Origin of the sequence: Bacillus sp. 220_BSPC (genome assembly GCF_001054655.1) — a bacterium.
Lineage (GTDB): Bacteria > Bacillota > Bacilli > Bacillales > DSM-1321 > Peribacillus > Peribacillus frigoritolerans.
In genome coordinates, this window is sequence record NZ_JVPL01000158.1 from 1 (window position 1) to 18,489 (window position 18,489).

Annotated in this window: 14 protein-coding genes and 1 pseudogene; 4 read left to right on the plus strand and 11 right to left on the minus strand. The window is 41.9% G+C overall.

What is annotated here, in order from left to right:
• Nucleotides 1-193: 193 nt before the first annotated feature.
• Complete coding sequence (locus ADA55_RS10320; RefSeq protein WP_048683080.1) at nt 194-1,249, plus strand: P-loop NTPase; 1,056 nt, start codon at nt 194-196, stop codon at nt 1,247-1,249.
• Nucleotides 1,250-1,496: 247 nt separating this feature from the next.
• Here the strand turns inward: ADA55_RS10320 and ADA55_RS10325 are convergent, their stop codons facing one another.
• Genes ADA55_RS10325 through fdhF form a run of 4 tightly spaced genes read right to left on the minus strand, consistent with a single transcriptional unit; the run spans nt 1,497 to nt 5,437 of the window.
• A complete protein-coding gene (locus tag ADA55_RS10325) occupies nt 1,497-1,706 on the minus strand; it encodes a hypothetical protein (RefSeq protein WP_048683083.1) in 210 nt (69 codons plus the stop codon).
• A 23-nt stretch (nt 1,707-1,729) separates the two neighbouring features.
• Entirely contained in the window at nt 1,730-1,963 is a 234-nt protein-coding gene (locus tag ADA55_RS10330) for a heavy-metal-associated domain-containing protein (RefSeq protein ID WP_048683086.1), read from the minus strand.
• Entirely contained in the window at nt 1,963-2,481 is a 519-nt protein-coding gene (locus ADA55_RS10335; protein ID WP_048683088.1) for a DUF1641 domain-containing protein, read from the minus strand. Before ADA55_RS10335 ends, ADA55_RS10330 begins: the two co-directional genes overlap by 1 nt.
• Complete coding sequence (gene fdhF, locus ADA55_RS10340) at nt 2,456-5,437, minus strand: formate dehydrogenase subunit alpha (protein WP_048683091.1); 2,982 nt, start codon at nt 5,435-5,437, stop codon at nt 2,456-2,458. Before fdhF ends, ADA55_RS10335 begins: the two co-directional genes overlap by 26 nt.
• A gap of 258 nt (nt 5,438-5,695) precedes the next feature.
• On the opposite strand from fdhF, the gene ADA55_RS10345 reads away from it, so the two are divergent.
• Both ADA55_RS10345 and moaA read left to right on the plus strand, forming a co-directional pair.
• Nucleotides 5,696-5,914 carry a hypothetical protein gene (locus ADA55_RS10345; protein WP_048683094.1) on the plus strand — a complete coding sequence of 73 codons (219 nt, stop codon included), beginning with the start codon at nt 5,696-5,698 and terminating at the stop codon, nt 5,912-5,914.
• A 422-nt stretch (nt 5,915-6,336) separates the two neighbouring features.
• Nucleotides 6,337-7,350 carry a GTP 3',8-cyclase MoaA gene (gene moaA / locus ADA55_RS10350; protein WP_048683097.1) on the plus strand — a complete coding sequence of 338 codons (1,014 nt, stop codon included), beginning with the start codon at nt 6,337-6,339 and terminating at the stop codon, nt 7,348-7,350.
• 170 nt (nt 7,351-7,520) lie between these two features.
• Here the strand turns inward: moaA and ADA55_RS10355 are convergent.
• The 6 genes and pseudogenes from ADA55_RS10355 to ADA55_RS10380 form a co-directional block, all read right to left on the minus strand.
• Nucleotides 7,521-8,256 (minus strand): annotated as a pseudogene (locus tag ADA55_RS10355) (GntP family permease); the annotation flags it as partial.
• Between the two features lie 536 nt (nt 8,257-8,792).
• Nucleotides 8,793-10,256, minus strand: coding sequence for an NAD-dependent succinate-semialdehyde dehydrogenase (locus tag ADA55_RS10360; protein ID WP_048683100.1), 1,464 nt, complete (start codon nt 10,254-10,256; stop codon nt 8,793-8,795).
• A gap of 58 nt (nt 10,257-10,314) precedes the next feature.
• Nucleotides 10,315-11,610 carry an MFS transporter gene (locus ADA55_RS10365; protein WP_048683103.1) on the minus strand — a complete coding sequence of 432 codons (1,296 nt, stop codon included), beginning with the start codon at nt 11,608-11,610 and terminating at the stop codon, nt 10,315-10,317.
• 132 nt (nt 11,611-11,742) lie between these two features.
• A complete protein-coding gene (locus ADA55_RS10370) occupies nt 11,743-12,987 on the minus strand; it encodes an iron-containing alcohol dehydrogenase (protein WP_226990445.1) in 1,245 nt (414 codons plus the stop codon).
• A 117-nt stretch (nt 12,988-13,104) separates the two neighbouring features.
• Nucleotides 13,105-14,310: a hydroxyacid-oxoacid transhydrogenase gene (locus ADA55_RS10375; RefSeq protein ID WP_048683105.1), complete on the minus strand. Its 1,206-nt coding sequence runs from the start codon at nt 14,308-14,310 to the stop codon at nt 13,105-13,107.
• A gap of 18 nt (nt 14,311-14,328) precedes the next feature.
• Nucleotides 14,329-15,771 carry an aldehyde dehydrogenase family protein gene (locus ADA55_RS10380; RefSeq protein ID WP_048683109.1) on the minus strand — a complete coding sequence of 481 codons (1,443 nt, stop codon included), beginning with the start codon at nt 15,769-15,771 and terminating at the stop codon, nt 14,329-14,331.
• A gap of 573 nt (nt 15,772-16,344) precedes the next feature.
• Here ADA55_RS10380 and ADA55_RS10385 point away from each other — a divergent pair.
• On the plus strand, nt 16,345-17,010 hold the full coding sequence (locus tag ADA55_RS10385; protein ID WP_048683114.1) for a GntR family transcriptional regulator: 666 nt from the start codon (nt 16,345-16,347) through the stop codon (nt 17,008-17,010).
• Nucleotides 17,011-17,772: 762 nt separating this feature from the next.
• Here ADA55_RS10385 and ADA55_RS10390 read toward each other — a convergent pair.
• On the minus strand, nt 17,773-18,489 hold a 717-nt coding region (locus ADA55_RS10390; RefSeq protein ID WP_048683117.1), incomplete at its 5' end, for a zinc-binding dehydrogenase.

An 18,489-nucleotide genomic window follows, 5' to 3' on the forward strand; every position in this document is an offset into this window, starting at 1 on the left:
AGAGGTCTTTTTTCGTTCAAACCTCATTTTCAGTTATTACAGGAATGCTGACCCTTTAGTTGCATAAAGAAAAAGCTGCCTTAAAGACATTACACAATTTTTGATGAAAGATTAAAGGACACCTAATCTTTTCAGTCTTTTTTTTATAAAAAATGACCATACTGAGGATAAAAACATTAGAGGATGTTATAAAATGATTACACAGGAACAAGTGATGCAAGTTTTAAGTGGTGTGCAGGATCCAGAACTTCACAGAAGCCTTGTTGAGTTAAAAATGGTTAGAAACGTAAAAATAGAAGAATCAGATGTTAGTCTTGAGGTTGTATTAACCATTCAGGGCTGTCCCTTAAAAGCGAAGATTAAAGAAGATGTTCAAAATGCTCTTCGAGGCATTGGTGCTGAAAATGTGTATGTAAGCTTTGGGGCCATGAGTCCTGAAGAAAGAGCTTCATTAACTCAAGTATTGAAGAAGAATTCAACAACGGAAAGCGGGATGCCGTCGATGCTGCGCCATGATTCCGGGGTACGCTTTATCGCGATAACCAGCGGCAAAGGCGGCGTTGGGAAATCGACCGTTACCATCAACCTGGCTGCTGCCCTCGCCCGAATGGGGAAAAAGGTAGGAATTTTGGACGCGGATATTTATGGATTCAGCATCCCGTCCATGATGCAGATTAATGAAAAGCCGACTATGATCGGCAAAACTGCAATACCAGTTCTCAGTCATGATGTGAAGGTAATGAGCATGGGTTTTTTTGCAGAGGATAATAACCCGGTTATGTGGCGGGGGCCGATGCTGAATAAATGGATTCAAAACTTCCTTGCCAATACCCATTGGGGCGAACTGGATTATCTGCTTCTCGACCTGCCTCCAGGTACAGGAGATGTGGCAATTGATGTGGCTGCCATGATTCCGCAGGCAAAGGAAGTTATTGTGACTACTCCTCATAATGTAGCGTCGCATGTTGCCTCAAGAGCTGGGGTCATGGCGCGTCATACGAAACATGACATATTAGGCGTAATTGAAAATATGGCCTACTATGAAGAAAGCGATGGCACACGGAATTACCTTTTTGGAAGAGGCGGCGGAGAACGCCTGGCTGAACGGCTTCAAACAGATGTAATCGCACGAGTCCCCTTTGCGAGTCCTGTACAAGCAGCAGGTACTTCTGTATATGACGAAGACTCACTGGTAGGAGAGCTATTCCGATCCCTGGCAGAAGATGTGTTATATAAGGATGCTCAATAAAATGGAAGGCGATATAGATTTTTATATCGCTTTTTTTATGAAGGTTCTGGTTTCTTAGGGTATGGAACGTAAAGTTAAACCCGGTAAGACTAAAGTATAACTCTAAATGAATTTTTTAGTGGCCATACGGCAATTTTAGTGACTAAAACTTCTTTATATCGCAATCTGAGCTGGTTTATGCTGACTGAGTCACAGCTTCAAGTACTCTCGCTCATATGTGGACTGCTATTTGGATTAACTCACAGCTTTATACAGCCAAACTGGCAGCTGCTCTTACCGCCTTGCCATAAAAAAAGGGAATTCCACAATCGGATTCCCTTTTCTCACGTCTTCTTTTAGTTGTCAAAATAGTTGAAAGCTCTGTCGTTCTGACAGTTTTCACAGACATGAAGAATTCTGGTTCTTTCTGATTCAGTTTCTTCTGTTTCCATTTCCTGCTCACTGCCGCATAATTCACAAATCTGCATAATCTTCCTCCTCTTAGTGAGGTGAATTTTGATTTTCCGTTTTTATATCGTAGCCTGAGTCTCTGATGGCCTGTTGAAAATCCTGGAATGAAGCGGCATTTTTGTCATAGCCAATTCTTGCTTCTCCACTTTCTTTATTTACATCAGCCTGGAGGATGCCCCATACACCGTTTAATGACCGAATGATTTCGTCGGAATCTTTTTCCGATAGCGGTCCATGAATCTTGATAACACCTTGTTCTTCCATTACCCTTGTCCTCCTTCTGGATGAAGTTCCTGTGAAGGATGCTGTGTAAATGATTCACCCATGCCATGCAGGAATTCAACCATGGTTGTCATCGCCGCTTTGATTTCTGGGTCTCTCAAGCTTTTACCTAATTTCCATAAGCTATGTTTTTCATGGTTTTTGATGCTTTCGCCCATATGGTCAAGGCCTTTTGTAACACCGCCCAGCATAGATTGTAACTGGTCAGGCTTTAAGGTGCCCATGAAATTGAAAAGGTAAATGGCATTTTTGATGGTGTTATGCATACCAGGCTGGTTAACTTGCTGCATGGCTATAACGCCGACGTCTGTACGATTTTCCAAAATGGCATGAAGTGCATCAAGAATCCCAATTTCCTGTAGATTCTTTAATATGGCGAGTGCAGAAAGAATCCCTTCTTTGTTATCAGCAAGAGCTTTTAATATTTCCCCGATTGACTGAGCTTGTTCTTCCATCGCATTTGGAACCTGTTTATTAATGTGCCTGATTGCTTTCGCCATATGCTTCCCCTCCATTTCCAAATAACTCTTCTATCGCTTGAAAATCGTCACGCTGCCACTTTTCCTCAACCCGAACGCTGATCTGCGGATTCCTGTTACCAAACCGGTGGTTATGCTTAGGCAACGGCGGTTCACCTGTTGCTTCTAAAATCTCCATTTTAACACCGATTTCCTTATATGCAGGAGTATGTGTAACTAGATCATGATAGCTGCTTGTCAGGTAATTGACAGCTTCATCGTCCTCAAAGCTGTTCATCGTGAGATAAATTTCCTTGCCTTTAACCCGGTCCGTAACAAGCGTCCTTACTTTAACCTGTCCATATGGTGAACTTAATCTAACTAATGTACCGTCACTGAGATTTCGTTCCTCCGCCAATTCGTGCGATACCTCCAGCCATGTGCCAGGTACCTTATGGATAAGTCCTTCTGTCCGGTACGTCATATTTCCTTCATGGAAGTGCTCAAGCAAACGTCCATTGTTTAAATGGAGATCATATTCTTCTCCTGCCATATATGGAGGAGTCCAGTCAACAGCGAACAGCCTTGCCTTTCCATCCGCAAAGGCAAATTTGTCTTCATATAATAAAGGTGTATCCGTTCCATCTTTGTGAACCGGCCAAACTTGGCTGTTAAAGCCTTCAAGACGGGCATAGCTCACACCTGAAAATAGGACAGCAAGACTGGCCGCTTCATCCATAATTTCACTTGGATGCGAATAATTCCAATTCGCACCCATACGGTTCGCTACATCCTGGAAGATCTGCCAGTCCGGTTTCGAATCGCCCAGCGGATCAAACACCTTATAGAACCTTTGAATGCGCCTTTCCGTATTTACAAATGTCCCATCTTTTTCAAGTGAAGGTGATGCCGGTAAAACAACATCGGCAAATTGTGCCGTTTTAGAGAAGAAAATATCCTGTACGACAAAGAAGTCCAATTTTTCAAATGCACTTTGAACATGGTTCGAGTTTGCATCCACAAGCCCCATTTCTTCTCCAAATAGATACAGGGATTTTAATTTTCCTTTGTGGATTGCCTCTACCATGTGGTGGTTGTCCATTCCAGGATCTTTTGGAATTTCAACGCCCCATGCTTTTTCATACTTTTCTCTAACCTCGGCATTACCGACTGGCTCATAACCAGGAAACCATGATGGCATTGTACCGAAATCACAGGCTCCCTGTACGTTATTGTGGCCTCTTAAGGGATAGGCACCTGTACCTGGACGGCCATAATTCCCCGTAATCAGCAATAAATTTGAAATGGCAGTGCTTGCGTCTGTTGCGCCAGAATGCTGGGTAATTCCCATAGCCCAAAGGATACAGACTGAATTAGCTTCATGAATCATTGTTGCTGCCTTGATTATTTCTTCCTGCGAAAGTCCGGTCATCTCTTCTGCATAGCCTAAGGTGAATTTATCCAGTGTTTTAATATATCCTTCTACGCCTGATACACGATTCGCCAGAAATTCTTTATCATGCCAACCTTGATCGATAATGTACTTCGTTACGGCAGAAATCCAGATTAAATCAGAACTTGGCTTAGGATGCAAAAGGAAATCCGCACGTTGTGCTAGCTCATGCTCTCTAATATCAGCTACTAATAGTTTTTGTCCAAATAGCTTATGAGCTCGTTTTACACGTGTAGCCAGGACAGGATGAGATTCCGCTGGATTTGCACCAATTACAATAACCAAGTCTGTAGTTTCAATATCCTGGATAGTTCCAGAATCGCCCCCCAATCCTACTGTCCTTAAGAGTCCTGCAGTAGCCGGAGATTGGCAGTATCTAGAGCAGTTGTCGATATTGTTTGTTCCGATAACCGCACGTGCAAATTTTTGCGCCACGAAGTTTTCTTCATTGGAGCACTTGGAAGAAGCGATCACTCCAATGGATTCCGGGCCATACTCTTCCTTTATTTCCGTAAGTTTACTTGAAATCAGATCTAACGCTTCATCCCAGGTCGCTTCTTCAAACTCTCCGTTTTTACGAATCAAAGGCTTGGTTAAGCGCTGGTCACTGTTAACAAAATCCCAGCCCCATTTTCCTTTTACACAGGTTGAAATGCCGTTAACGGGAGCTTCATGGGTAGGCTGAATTTTCAAAATCTGCCTGTCCTTTGTCCATACTTCAAAGCTGCAGCCTACACCGCAGTATGTACAAACCGTCTTAGTCCTCTTAATACGTGCTTTCCTCATGGCAGCTTCTACTTCCGATATCGCAAATATTTCTTTATATCCAGGCTCCACTTCTTTAATTAAATCAACCATAGGCTCTAAAATTGGAGCCGGCAGGTTTGTTAAGAATCCTGCTTCACCGAGCATGGATGTCTCCATTAAAGCATTACATGGACACACGTTCACACAATGTCCACAAGATACACAAGAAGACTCATCAATTGGAACATCATTATCCCAGATAACCCTTGGTCTTTCTCTTCCCCAGTCAATAGTTAAGGTTTCATTGACCTGTAAATCCTGACAGGCCTCAACACACCGGCCGCACAATATACACTGATCTGGTTCATACCTATAGAAAGGATGGGAATTATCCGGAGGGTAGGGTTTTTCTCTAAATTCATATTTCTGATGCTCAATCTCTAAGTATTCAGCAGTATTATGGACGGTACAATTGCCGTTATTATTATCACAAACAGTACAATAAAGTTCATGATTCTCTAGGATCCGTGACATCGCTTCATACTGGGCATCCTTAACAGACTTTGACATTGTATCAACCGTCAAACCTGGAACAGCCTTTGTCGAGCAAGCACGGACTAATTCCCCACCCACCTGCACAAAACATGTATCACAGGTTTGGATTGTCCCCAGATCGGGATGATAACAAATGCTTGGAATGTACAATTCATGACTTTGGGCGACTTGCAATATCGTTTGACCTGGCTGTGCTGTTAATTCCTTTTCGTTGATTCGGATGGAAAAAGAATGGTCAGACATGTGATTCCTCCTATCTTGCTGCCGTTAAGCTGAATTTTTTTATAAATTAAGCCATACACCAGCAAATGCTGTTGATTCATCCTAGTATTCCCAAAAAGGATATGAATAAAATATATTTTTACAGCCCTTAAAAATTATTCTAAAGCCTCTGTGTATTAACCCTTTCTTTTTTGGCAAGTTTATAGGAGATGATTTGTTGATAGCGAATCGAGTCTACATATATAAAGAAATTTAACTGAAGGCAGGCGAACCGAAGCTATGGAAAAAGAAATTCTTTTACAACTAGTTCAATCAATGATCATGTCCTCATCAAAGAAACCAAAATACATGAGCATCTCTACGGTGAAAGTTGCAGACCTCCTAGAAACCTCCATTTCCCATATCGAAAAAGGATTACAGGAACTTGTACAAGAAGGACGCCTCCGACAATCAAAACTGGAACAGCCGCCGCACAACACCATTTACATGCTGCCATAATGGCGGACTGTCCCCACTTCTCTAATTATTTCCTAGAGTAAAGTGTTTTTTTCTCCCTTTTTAAACGGTAAAATGGCCCCATCTTGATGGGGTCATTCTGATGTATCTTTGATTACCTTAAGCTAGTCCAATAACTTCCAGTGGTCTGTTTAGAAAACCTAAACCAATCTACAAATTGAAGTTAATGAGTATTTTAAAAGGGCTAAGAATAAGCAAAGAAGCAAAGAGTTTGAGGAATCTGTTAAAAATTTTACTGATACTCTTAATTATTTGATGTTAGATGCATATATATTAATAACCTTTTTGGAAGTAGAAAACTATTCATGGGCTCTTTAACTGAAAGTGAACGCCAAAAAGCTTTTGACCATGGCGCCACTTTTTATGATCTGTTTTTCCTAATACTTGGGGCTGGGAGTGGTTAAGTGAACCGTCATATAAAAGATTCATTGGACAGACCACTAAGGGATTTAAGGATTTCCGTCATAGATCGGTGTAACTTTCGCTGTCAGTATTGCATGCCTGCTGAAATTTTTCATGATAATTTTCAATTTTTGCCTAAAAGTGAGCTCTTGTCATATATGGAAATCGTAAGGCTTTCTAAATTATTTGCAAGCTTGGGAGTTAAAAAGCTAAGGTTGACAGGCGGGGAACCTTTACTTCGGAAAGACCTTTCAACTCTTATTTCAGAGCTCATCAAAATTGACGGTATAGAAGATATTGGGTTGACTACAAATGGTGTTTTTCTGAAAAAACAAGCCAGGAATTTGAAATCAGCGGGATTAAAGAGGGTGAATATCAGTTTAGATAGCCTGGATGATGAACTTTTTAAACAGATGAACGGCAGGGGTGTCGGGATAAAGCCTGTTATAGAAGGTTTAGCTGCTGCCAAAGAAGCAGGCCTTGGAGTTAAAGTGAACATGGTAGTGAAAAAAGAAATCAATGAATCTCAAATTCTGCCGATGGCGCGGTTTTGTAAAGAAGAGGGCATTCAATTACGTTATATAGAATTCATGGACGTCGGACATACAAATGGCTGGCAGATGAAGAATGTACTTACAAAAAAAGAGTTACTCGAAATCCTCCAAGCAAAATTCGATCTTGAACCAGTTGTAGAAGATTATTTTGGAGAAGTAGCAAAACGCTTCCGGTATAAGGGAACTACAACCGAAGTGGGGGTTATAACATCCGTCTCTGAGTCTTTTTGTTCCAGTTGCACCCGTGCTCGTCTTTCTGCTAACGGAAGTTTATATACATGCCTGTTCAATGGAAAGGGGCATGACTTAAAGTCATTGCTCCGTTCCGACATGTCAGATGAAGAATTGACAGGCTTCATCATTTCACTTTGGAACCGGAGGGACGACCGCTATTCGGATGAGCGGTCAGCGGGAACAGTGAAAAAACAGGATAAAATCGAAATGTCATTCATAGGCGGGTGACAAACAGCAAGTTCTCCTCAATCATAAAGGGATGGCAACGTTTCCATCCCTAATTCGAAATCTGATTATGGAGGGCTTATTTGTTTTCATACAAAAAAGAGCTGCTAATCAGCTTCTGGTATTGAAGTAAAGTATCGTTACTTTAAGTACAATTTATCATGGACTTCTAACTAGACTAATCCAGTTGAGCTATAGACTAAAATAATTACAAATGCTGCTAGTGTCTTAAAAATTGTAATCACAAAGATATCTCCATATGATTGTTTGTGTGTTAAGCCTGTAACCGTAAGTAAGGTAATAACAGCGCCGTTATGAGGTAACGAATCCATCCCGCTTGATTCCATCGCTATGACACGGTGCATTACATCGGGAGGAATATTATATTGATTAATAGCTTGTATATCTTATCTCCCATCGCACTAAGCGCAAATCCCATTCCACCAGACGAAGAACCAGTAATACCAGATAACTCGTTTGTTGTAACTGCCCCATTTACAAGTGGATTCGTAAAAGTGTGTGAAATACCATCACATACGTTGCAAATCCTGGTAATGAAGCAATGACCCCATTAAATTCAGAAGCAGAAATCATAGCTGCCAGTAACGCTCCACCAATACTGGCATTAATGCCCTTTTGAGACCCCGTTGTAACACGTGCCCAATCGTAAGCAACTGTTGCAATAATACCTAATACTAGAGCTAGTTCGATAGACCAAATACCTGTTACTGTCGCAAGATCTACTTTCCCAAACAAATCTAATCCTATCTTTGAAAAGTCAAATCCCGCTGGATACCATTTCGGAATAGAAATAGTAAAAAATTTATTCGCCACACCCACTAAAACTAGCGGTATAAATGCAAATATTTGTCGTACTGGACTTGTATTAACAGCTAAAGGAACCGGTAATGGAATTACTGTTTCTGCAGCAACTGCCGTTAAGTGTACTTTTACGAACAGGGTAATTATAGCAAACAGGAAAAGCTTATCAAGTTAGGGATGATGGCATCCATATGGGTCTAATATTTTCACTTCTTTTGCATCATAGTAAAATCCTCTTTCTCCGTTAATACATTCGAATCTGACTTTAGTAAAATAAGTGAAATTACCATTTCAATCAAGTTCTGGTGCTATGCCAAATATTGCTATATAGTCTTTTCTAACATCTACCTTTATCTATAAACTCGTCGGAAAACTTGTCAATTTCATATCTGAAACATTCATCTTTGCACCTTCCTTTTGTCACAATTAAGCTAATTTGCATGCTACCAATTCAAAAATTCAGGATATTTTTTATTTGTCTTAGGATGCAAAGCAATCTGGCCTTAGGTTCTGTACTGAGGTTTGTAAATCAACGGGGAGCTTGTGTTGAATTAAGACTTTTTATGAGTAAATAGGAAAGGCTTAAGGATTCGACTTCACCTTAAGCCCTTTCTTGCCCTATTTTAAAAACCCATCGATATATATTTTTCTTCTAAATATTCTTCAAGGCCTTGATGGCCGCCTTCCCTCCCCATGCCGCTTTCTTTCATGCCGCCAAATGGGGCTTGTGCAACGGTGGGAATGGCGTCGTTGTAGCCGATGATGCCGAACTCCAGAGCTTCGGATACCCTGACTCCCCTGCTTATATTCTGTGTGTAAAAATAAGCGGCCAGCCCGTACTCTGTATTGTTGGCAAGCTCGATCACCTCTTCTTCTGTATCAAACGGAATGATTGGCGCGACCGGTCCAAATGTTTCCTGGTATGTGATGAGCATATCCTTGTTCACTCCACCCAGTACGGTCGGTTCATAAAATAATCCATCAGCCAATTCCCCTTCAACTCTTTGTCCGCCACAAAGAAGGCTGGCGCCTTTTTCCAAGGCATCTTGTACATGCTCCTCTACCTTTTCCAGGCCATCACTGCTGACAAGAGGCCCGACTTCAACAGTTGGATCAATGCTATTTCCGACTTTTAGAGCTTGTACCTTTTCAACAAAAAGTGCCGAGAATTCATTGATGACAGAACGGTGGACGTAAATTCGATTTGCGCATACGCACGTTTGTCCGGTGTTCCTGAACTTGCTTGCAACGGCACCAGCTGCTGCGGCTTCCAAATCAGCATCCTCAAAAACGATGAAGGGCGCGTGTCCTCCAAGCTCAAGGGAAAGTCTCTTGAGCTGCGGGGCTGACTTGGTAACCAGCAATTTTCCTACTTCAGTAGATCCGGTAAAAGATATTTTCCTTACTACCGGACTTTCAAAAATTTCATCCGAGATAGGTCCGGCACTCCCTGTTACGATACTGACCACTCCAGCAGGCACTCCCGCCATTTCCACCAATTTACCAAACGCTAATGCACTAATAGGAGATTGTTTTGCAGGCTTGACAATGACTGTACATCCAGCAGCCATGGCAGGTCCTACTTTCCGCGTCATCATGGCCAACGGGAAATTCCAAGGGGTAATGGAAGCAACCACTCCAATCGGCTGGCGGATCACCGATAGCCTTTTATTTGCGGCAGAAGCAGGGATCGTTTCCCCATAAATCCGTCGGCCCTCTTCAGCAAACCATTCCAGGTAGCTTGCAGCAAAATCCACTTCACCCCGGGCTTCCATTAAGGGCTTGCCCATTTCCATACTCATGATTTCTGCTAATTCATCTTTATATTCATGCATAAGGTCATGCAATTTCTTAAGATATTTACTGCGTTCCTGTGCCGTCAGTTTTGACCAGGTTTTAAACGCTTCCTCAGCAGCTGCAATTGCAGCATGCGTTTCTTGGCGTCCTCCACTTGGAATCCTTGCCACAACTTTCCCTGTTGATGGATTTGTTACTGGTAAAGTTTCTCCGTTATGTGCTGCAGTCCATTCACCGTTTACATACATTTTCAGTTCAGTTAAATTGACCAATCCACTAGTTTTCAGCATGAATATGTCTCCTTTTTTCGTTGGATTTGCAAAGCGATTCATTATATACACAAAAAGATTATAGCCCTGAAACTTTTGTTCCCCCGTCAATGTCCGTGTTAATCGAAATCCTTTCATTTTTAAGAACGAATGTATACCCCACAGCAGCAATTAGGCAAATGACTACAGGTATGATCAGGGCTATATTGAAATTATTGAATTTCGCTATTAAGATCCCTGTTGCTACTGGGGCAATCCAGCCAGCAAGGTTCCCCACGAAGTTTTGCAGCCCTGCAAGCTTTCCTTCCGCACCCTTTGGAGCAACATCCGAAACAGTGGCCCAGAGAATACCGGCAGCCAATCCTTCACCGCCGATTGCTATTGAGATATACGTAAGTGCCATTATGGCACTGTCTGTATAGATAGTCGGTATTATGGCTAATGGAAAAAGCATTCCGATGGTTAAAACAGTTTTTCTTGCTTTGATGGAATTCCAGCCTCTTTTAATTAAGAAATCCGACAACACACCTCCTAAAATATTTCCCAGAAAGGACATGATCCAAGGTAGCATCGTAAAAAAACCGGCTTTTAAAAGAGTCATTTCCCTTTCGACTACAAGATAAGTGGGAAGCCAGGTCATCATTAAATACGTAAGATAGTTATGGGCAAACAAGCCGTATAACATAGGGTAAACACTTCTGAATTTAAAGAATTTAAATGGTGAGAAGTTTAGTGTCTTCGCTTTTTCGGTTTGAGTTTGCTCCTCTTTGATATAGGCTACTTCGGCCTCGTTTGCAATCTTACTTTGCTCTGGATGGTTTTTGAAAAAGAATAACCAGAATGCCAGCCATACAAAACCGATGGATCCAATTACCACAAAGGATGCTTGCCATCCCCAAGCCTGGATGATCCATGCTAAAATGGGTGTTGTTATGCCAATCCCGATAGCTGTACCAGAATTAAATATCCCGTTTGCAATGCCCCTTTCGTGTGACGGCAGCCAGTCTGAAATAACGCGCGTATTGGTTGGAAAAGCTGGAGCCTCTCCGATTCCCATTAAAACGCGGATACCGATCAGTCCGCCAAGCGAACGTCCCATTCCAGTAAACACCGTACAGAGCGACCACCAAACGATGGCAATCGAATACGTTAAGCGTGCCCCCAATTTATCAACGATTACCCCGACCGGGATCTGCATTAAGGCATACGACCAAAAGAACGCTGACCCCAATATCCCGAATTCTACTGCCGAAAGCGAAAGATCCTTCATCATCGAGGGTCCTGCAATGCCAAGAATTGCCCTATCCATATAATTGATTGTTGTTGCGACGAAAAGGAGTACCACTACAAGCCATCTTCCATTGGTCTTTTTCATACGTCACCTCATTAGATAATTATATTCAGGTAGAAAAATACTGCGGGAAATCCATGTGTCCGAAAAAAGTTAAAAAGGGGAAACTGATTTGAAATCCCCTGAAATTCAGGTGATTTTCAAATTGAATGGTTTTTATATATTCACGATGGCCGTTTCTGAATTTTTTCCACTGCTTGCATTTCGATTACCATAATTAAATCCTTCAAAGTCACCCTCATAAGCCTTCTCTATAATCAGTTGGATATCCGATGCCTTCGTCAGCCTTGGATTAACGACCACGTTACCGCTTCGCATGGAATCTTCCACTAATTTCGGCAAAACGTCCAATGAGACTCCAAGATCTTTAATATTAAGAGGAATATTCATGCTCCGATTCATTTCGATGATGGTTTCGATTGCTTTCTCGGCAGCTTGCGCATTGGATAAACCGCTTACATCCCTTCCTAAAGCTATTGCAATTTCTCTATACTGATCCTCACATGCCGGCAGGTTGAATCTCATGACGAATGGCAATAGTGCTGCATTTGCGATGCCATGCGGGATATTAAAGACTCCTCCAAATGTATGGGAAATGGCGTGTACATTACCCAGTCGGGATTGCGAAAAGGCTGCACCAGCTAACAGGGAGGCTACAAGCATGTTTTCCCTGCTTTCCATGTCCGTTCCTACAAAGTACGATCGTGTTAAATTTTCACCGATCATCTTCATGGCCTGCATCGCGAAAGCCTTGCTGACAGGGTTGGCAGATTTGGAGGTGTAAGATTCAATTGCATGAGTAAGAGCATCCATACCAGTAGCTGCAGTAATCTCTTGAGGCAAATTCAATGTAAGGGCAGGATCCAATATAGCTAGCTTTGGAAACAAAAGTGAACTAAGTACACCTAATTTAAAAGAGGTTTCCTTATTCGTTACCACTGTCGAATTAGTAGCTTCACTGCCAGTTCCAGCCGTAGTCGGGATTGCTATGATCGGGAGCGGGGGATTGGAAATCTTTCCAACTCCTTCATAATCCAGGATATGGCCGGGATTAGTAGCCATTGCCGCGATGCCCTTTGCAGTGTCAATGCTGCTTCCTCCGCCTACAGCCAGAACCGCCTCCATCTTTTGTTGCTTAAGATACACTGTCCCCTGTTGGATTGTTTGAGCTGATGGATTAGGCTCCACCTCATCGTAAATCTCAAAAAAAAGGTTTGCCGAGGCAAGGGATCTTTCAATGCCTTGTAAGAGACCGGCTCCTCTAACCCCTTTATCTGTTATGATCAGCACACTCGATACACCTAAATCCCTAATTAGCTCCCCTGTTTTTCCAGATATTCCGTTACCGCACTCCACCCGTGTCGGCATACTATATGTAAAAGGCATAAGAGACATTTTCATCTTCCTCTCCAATTATATTCTATTAGACGGTGAAATCCTTTCCGCCCCGGTCTGCAGATCCATCATGAATCGTTATGATGCTTAACCTTCCAGGGACACCGTTCCTTTAAAAGCAATCTATAAAGCTTTTCTAAGTAATTCTTCTAAACTGTGCTGGGTTGGCATTCTTGGGTTATTCCGAATCAGGCGATCGATTAGGAGGGTTTTCTCAGCAATTTCGGGAATATCCTCTTCTTTGATCCCAATCTCCGTCAGCTTTGTAGGCAGTCCAATTTCCCCAAGCAGGGTAAGCACAGCTTTTGAAGCAGCCAAAGCGGCTTCCTTTTCGGAGAGGCCATCCGAGTTCACATTGAATGCCTGGGAAATCCTCACCATTTTTTCTGTTTCTACAGCTGCATTATATTCCATGACATATGGAAGCAAGAGCCCGGTCACCTCTCCATGCGGCGACTTCACAAGCCCTCCAATTGGGTAAGCCAATGCATGGGCTGCTGCTGTACCTGCATTTGAAAAGGACATTCCAGCAAGCAGGCTACCCATTAGCATATTGGAACGTGCCTCGAGATTGCTCCCTTGCTGCACCGCAAGAGGCAGGTTTTTTGCAATCAATTCAATAGCTCTGTAGGCGAGTGTATCGCTTATGGGGATTGAACCTTGGAATAAAATGTTTCCTTCTGCCTGGATATATGCAGAAGGTTTGGCTGTGTATGCCTCTATCGCATGTGACAGAGCATCAATTCCGGAACAAGCTGTTACATAAGCGGGTAGCCCTAACGTTAATTCTGGATCAAGCAGAGCAACGGTTGGTCTTAGGTAGTTATCCGAGATACCAACTTTTAGGTTATTTTCCACATCGGTCAATACCGCCACTGATGTCACTTCTGAACCGGTTCCAGCCGTCGTCGGAATCGCTACAAGAGGGGCGATTGGTCCAGGAACCTGGTTTTCTCCGCCATAATAGTCCAAGGGGTGTCCGCCATGGGCGACCAACAAAGCGACAATCTTCGCCATATCAATGCTGCTTCCTCCGCCAAGGCCAATTACTGCATCAATATCCATTTGAGATTTAGCAAACTTATAACAGTCCATCGCCGAATCTACCGGAGGCTCCGGTACGACCTGGTCATAGATAACTGTTTCGTAATTTGCTTGTTCCAACAACGATGAAATTCTGTCTACGATTCCTGCATTTTTGATCCCTGGGTCAGTAACGAGCAAGATGTTTTTCGCCTTTAACCTTTGGAGGATCACATCCAATTGCCCGATTGCCCCGTTTCCAAATACGATTCTTTCGGTAGAATAAAAATCCCATGTATTTCTCATATTCCTTACCTCCCAAGTCTAAAGATTGATGACGACAAGTTTTTCGTCTGTCATCTCTTGCACGGCATAATGCGGTCCTTCTTTGCCAATTCCGCTGTCCTTCACGCCGCCATACGGCATGATGTCAGCACGGTATGTAGAAACATCATTGATGATCACACCGCCAAAATGAAGTTCCAGTGTTGCCCGCATGGCTAAAGTGATATCGGATGTAAATAAACCAACTTGTAAGCCGAACTTTGTATCATTGGCCTGACAGAAAGCCTCCTCGATGCTATCGAAAGGAATGATGCTGATCACCGGTGCGAACACTTCCTGGCAGACTACCTTCATTTCCGGTTTCACATCTATTAATATAGTAGGTTCCAGAATCGATTCCCTCCTTTTCCCTCCATATAGCACTTTGGCCCCTAGACGCCCAGCCTCCTGAATCCATTCTTCCGCACGCCTTGCTTCCTTCTCGGAAATCATAGGACCAATGTCCGTGGAAGGATCTGCAGGATTTCCGACCTTCAAGCGCTGTGCCACCATGACTGCCTTCTCCACAAACACATCGCAGATATCTCTATGAACGTAGATGCGCTGCACAGAGATGCAGGCTTGCCCTGCATTCACATACCCCCGCGTGACACAGAGCTCAACTGCTCTGTCTAAATCAGGGACATCCTTGTGAATGATATTTGGGGAGTTATTCCCTAATTCCAAGGTAACCTTACGAATTCCCGTACTGCTCTTAATGTGCCGGCCTACGCCGGGACTCCCTGTAAAAGTGAACATCGCAATTCGTTCATCCTCCAAAAGGTATTGACCTGTTTCCTGCCCAACCCCGTTTACCACATTCAGAAAACCTGCAGGCAATCCAGCTTCGGAAAAAATTTCTGCGATCTTGCATGCAATGAGCGGCGTCATTTCAGCAGGCTTCAACACGATTGTATTACCCGCTGCCAACGCAGGAGCCACCTTGTGGATGGTGAGATTGAACGGGAAGTTAAATGGGGTGATCGCACCGATAACTCCAACAGGAACCCTGATGGTGAAAGCCATCTTATTGTCGTTTCCAGACTGCCCCAAAGGAACGCCTGTACCGGCAATCCGTTTTGCTTCTTCCGCTGAAGCTATCATCGTTTGGATCCCTCTATCGATTTCCCCTCTGGCATCCTTCAATACTTTACCGACTTCCTGAACCAGAATCATCGCCAGCTCTTCTTTTCTCTCTTTAGCGATATCCGCTGCACGCATTAGAATCTCGTATCGTTGATTGGAATCTAGCTTTCTCGTATTAAAGGTTTCCAATGCATTGGTCACCGCTTCAGAAACAATTTCGCGGGATGCCCTGCCAATCCGGCCAATTTCTTCTTTGTTATATTTGTTCATAACAGCGATAGTATGTTGATCGGATATCCATTGCCCATTTATGAAATGGCCATAAAATGCATTTTTTCTACTTAGCGATGTGCTCATTGAAGATTCCTCCTTTGAAAAATAACGATCACATTTTTTCACTTCACAGTTATTTCTGCTAATAGATGGAACAAATCCAATCAGGAAAAGCTTAATATAAAGCACTTTCGTTCCAAACTTATGATTTTGTCTGCCTATCAATGGCTCTTTAGCAAACTGTTTATCTTATAGAATCCCATTCCCAAAATCATATGTAATCGTTTCCAAAAATATATCACATAATATACAATTATGTAAATAATTAAAATTAAAAAGATTCAGTCTATTAGTTAAAAACATCGTTAATACAGCATATTTAACAGTAGACAATATATTTATATTAAATATTTCATAATTATTTTAAAGATTTTATATATAATTCCTCCAATTTATATCAAATATCATATATAATTATCAGTAAGGAAGATATATTTTTGCAGCTTTTCAGCAGATTATGCGGTCTCCTTCCAAACTGTCTATTCTTGATATCAATATGGATTCACTTTATCTTATTGATAGGGGCTGCTTCAGTTATAATTTAATTTGTTACAACACTTTTTCTCATAGAAATTTTTTTAAGTTAGGGGCATTTCGATGATAAAGGAAAAAGAACGCGGGGAGACTACGGAATATGTCTACAATTTATTAAAAGAAAAGATTTTTGAATGGGATTTATCGCCGGGACAAAAAATCAATATCAGCCATTTAACCCGGGAAATCAACATTAGCGCCATACCTCTCAGAGAAGCATTATCTCGTTTGAACTCTGAGAACTTAGTCATCTTAGAACCAAATAAGGGGTATCGGGTCAGTGACATATTAGATACTGAAAATATGGCGAAATTGTTGGAGGCCCGGATATTACTGGAGACGCATGCGGTCCGGAATATTATCCGCTTAAATAATATAAGCGTGACGGAAGAAATGGCCGCGCTTACAGATGAAATGTTTTCCACAAACACAGGTGCTTCCAACAAAAAAATACTAGATTTTACTCATTTAGATCAACAATTTCATCATGCCATCATGAACGCTGGAGGAAACCCGTTTTTATTTGAAGCATATAAAGGCATGCACTGTCATCTTCATATAGGCCGGTTTTATCACGTCAAAGGTGAGATCGACCAAAAAGACGCACCATCGGAACACATGGAAATCATTGAGGCCATCCGGACAAGGGATGTATACAGAGCCGAGATTGCGATCTCCAGCCACATACAGGATTCCATAGATCGTTTATTGGAGAGGACAAAAAGATAATACTTGGAAGCTATTGAGGATAATCTTCTTCGGATATCAGTCATCGTAATCGCTTTGATCAAATTTCCGGAATATTCAAGTGGGTTTAAACAGACATTCCCATCTCAAATGCTTGGAAAAAAAGGGATAGAAAAACATGTGAAAGATTTATGCACCAAGAAGTAAACAAGTAGATCAAAGGGATGAAACCGAAGACAAAAGAAAAGAAGCCTTTTGATGCTTCTCTTGTTTTGAAAGATGATGGATGGATCGATTGAATTAAAAAAAAAAACATTTGCTAAATCAAAGTAACAAACTAAAATCCCTATCACAATTGATAGGGATTTTACCATGAAAGACTATATGCTGAATGATTCGCTGAGTGAATCCACTTAATGCTATAACCTTTTCTGATTTTGATCGCCAAAGAAAAGAAATAGTATATGCAATAAATCCAAACGAAAAAAGTAAAAAATAACAAAAACCCAATAACTAAATTGCCCCTTTAATTTTTTTAGGTCGCGGGTTTTACTTAATGAAAAAACCTCTTTCAAAAAAAGATAGCTTAGAGCACAAAAAAAAACGATTTTCCCTTAACGTGGGCAAAATCGTCTTTTCTGGTGCTTAATTTGAATAAGGTAAATGTAGCTCTCAAGACAGGGGTGTTCACTTTTCTTAAATCTTCTTCTATGCGTATTTCATCCAGAAGTAAAAATCACTTCCAAAAGTTAAAAAAGGGTTTGATACCTTCAAATCTATTTTTCCAAATGAAAACAACCATCTTTATGGCTTAAGGACCACTTTAATACATCCATCTGTCCTTGTATCAAACACTTCATACCCATGCTTTGCTTGGTCAATTGGAAGTACATGGGTTACAACATCGCCAGGATCTACTTTTCCTTCTGATATTAGTTTATAAAGGTAGGGCATATAAGGAATAACAGGAGCCTGTCCGGTTTTAATATCCACGTTTCTTTGGAAAATATCTCCTAGGGGGAATCCATTATAACGGCCGCCATAAACGCCTGTTATTTGTATGGTTCCCGCCTTACGCACGGCTTGGGACGCAATTACAATCCCTCCCATGGCTCCCCCATGTAATTTAAGACCCGATGCAAGATATTCCATCGGAGTCATTTTGCCACTCATCCCGGAACAGTCAATAACGATATCTGCACCACCTTTAGTGATTTCTTTAAGGTATTCGCCAGTGTTTTCATATTGTGCAAAATTTACGGTTTCGACTTTATTCGTCCTTTTTGCATGCTCTAAACGATAATCGAGATGGTCGACAGCAATCACTCTTTTCGCCCCTTTTAACCAAGCGAATTTTTGAGTAAGTAAACCTACAGGACCACAGCCTAAAACGATAACCGTATCGCCAGATTTAACACCTGCGTGATCTACACTCCAGAATGCTGTGGATGCTGCATCAGCGAGCAACACCAATTTTTCATCTTCTACCTCGCAGTCTTCTGGGATTTTGAAAGGGGTAAA

Excerpts from the sequence above, each read along its gene's own strand:
- fdhF (WP_048683091.1), bottom strand. The coding sequence starts at position 5,437 with ATGTCTGACCATTCTTTTTCCATCCGAATCAACGAAAAGGAATTAACA.
- ADA55_RS10345 (WP_048683094.1), top strand. The coding sequence starts at position 5,696 with ATGGAAAAAGAAATTCTTTTACAACTAGTTCAATCAATGATCATGTCC.
- ADA55_RS10380 (WP_048683109.1), bottom strand. The coding sequence starts at position 15,771 with ATGAGCACATCGCTAAGTAGAAAAAATGCATTTTATGGCCATTTCATA.
- ADA55_RS10330 (WP_048683086.1), bottom strand. The coding sequence starts at position 1,963 with ATGGAAGAACAAGGTGTTATCAAGATTCATGGACCGCTATCGGAAAAA.
- ADA55_RS10385 (WP_048683114.1), top strand. The coding sequence starts at position 16,345 with ATGATAAAGGAAAAAGAACGCGGGGAGACTACGGAATATGTCTACAAT.
- ADA55_RS10375 (WP_048683105.1), bottom strand. The coding sequence starts at position 14,310 with ATGAGAAATACATGGGATTTTTATTCTACCGAAAGAATCGTATTTGGA.
- ADA55_RS10370 (WP_226990445.1), bottom strand. The coding sequence starts at position 12,987 with ATGAAAATGTCTCTTATGCCTTTTACATATAGTATGCCGACACGGGTG.
- ADA55_RS10320 (WP_048683080.1), top strand. The coding sequence starts at position 194 with ATGATTACACAGGAACAAGTGATGCAAGTTTTAAGTGGTGTGCAGGAT.
- ADA55_RS10360 (WP_048683100.1), bottom strand. The coding sequence starts at position 10,256 with ATGCTGAAAACTAGTGGATTGGTCAATTTAACTGAACTGAAAATGTAT.
- ADA55_RS10335 (WP_048683088.1), bottom strand. The coding sequence starts at position 2,481 with ATGGCGAAAGCAATCAGGCACATTAATAAACAGGTTCCAAATGCGATG.
- ADA55_RS10365 (WP_048683103.1), bottom strand. The coding sequence starts at position 11,610 with ATGAAAAAGACCAATGGAAGATGGCTTGTAGTGGTACTCCTTTTCGTC.